At 49.0% G+C, this 1,205-nt stretch carries 2 protein-coding genes; both read left to right on the top strand.

All coding sequences use genetic code 11. The features are described from left to right. The coding region (locus R8269_RS25160) for a zinc-binding dehydrogenase (protein ID WP_318222900.1) at positions 1-392 on the top strand (392 nt) is incomplete at its 5' end. Between the two features lie 61 nt (positions 393-453). Beyond that, positions 454-1,205, top strand: a 752-nt coding sequence (gene fghA, locus R8269_RS25155) for an S-formylglutathione hydrolase (RefSeq protein ID WP_318222899.1), incomplete at its 3' end; no start/stop codon positions are given.

Here is a 1,205-nt window from a genome sequence, read left to right as displayed (position 1 = left end):
ACAAACCAATTCAAGAAGTGATTGTTGAAATGACGGATGGCGGTGTGGATTACTCATTCGAATGTATCGGTAACGTAAACGTTATGCGTCAAGCGCTTGAGTGCTGTCACAAAGGTTGGGGTGAGTCGGTGATCATCGGTGTTGCGGGTGCGGGTCAAGAGATCTCAACTCGTCCATTCCAGCTGGTTACGGGTCGTGTATGGCGCGGCAGTGCGTTCGGTGGCGTGAAAGGTCGCTCTGAGCTTCCAGAAATCGTAAACCGCTACATGGCGGGTGAGTTTGGCTTACAAGAGTTCATTACTCACACGATGGGCTTGGAAGACGTAAACAAAGCATTTGATCTGATGCACGAAGGTAAGAGCATCCGTACCGTTATCCATATGGATAAGTAATGCTGACTCAGGCTCTCCGTAAGGGGAGCCTGAATTCATTCTGTTGTTAGAGAGTTTATCCATGACCATTGAAAATGTAAGCCAAACCAAAGTGTTTGGCGGTTGGCACAAACAATATACGCACGATTCTAAAGCGTTGAACTGCACCATGCGTTTTGCGATTTTCTTGCCGCCGAATGCAACCAAATCCAACCCAGTACCCGCTTTATACTGGTTGTCGGGCTTAACCTGCACCGATGAAAACTTTATGCAGAAAGCGGGCGCATTTCGTATGGCGGCAGAACTTGGGATTGCCATCATTGCTCCGGACACCAGCCCGCGTGGTGAAGGCGTTGCCGATGATGCAAGTTACGACTTAGGCCAAGGCGCAGGCTTTTACCTCAACGCCACTCAAGCACCGTGGTCACTGCATTACCATATGTACGACTACGTCACGCAAGAGCTGCCAGCCATCATCGAAGCCAACTTCCCAGTATCGGATGTGAAATCAATCTCTGGCCACAGCATGGGCGGACACGGTGCGCTCACCATTGGCCTTAAGAATCCGACACTATACCGCTCGATTTCAGCATTTAGCCCAATCAGCAACCCAATGCAGTGTCCGTGGGGACAAAAAGCATTCACCGCATACTTGGGCACTGATATCGAAAGTTGGAAGCAATACGATGCAAGTGAGCTTTTGAAGAAAGAGAAATCACCCTTACCAATTTTGGTTGATCAAGGCGATGCGGACGGTTTCTTGAGTGAGCAACTCAAACCGGAAGTCTTATTAGCCGCAGCAAAACAACACGGTTCAGAATTGAATCTGAGAAT

This window comes from Vibrio sp. Vb0667, assembly GCF_033391095.1.
Note: the sequence above shows the minus strand (reverse complement) of the source record. Positions and strands in the feature narration are given on the sequence as shown.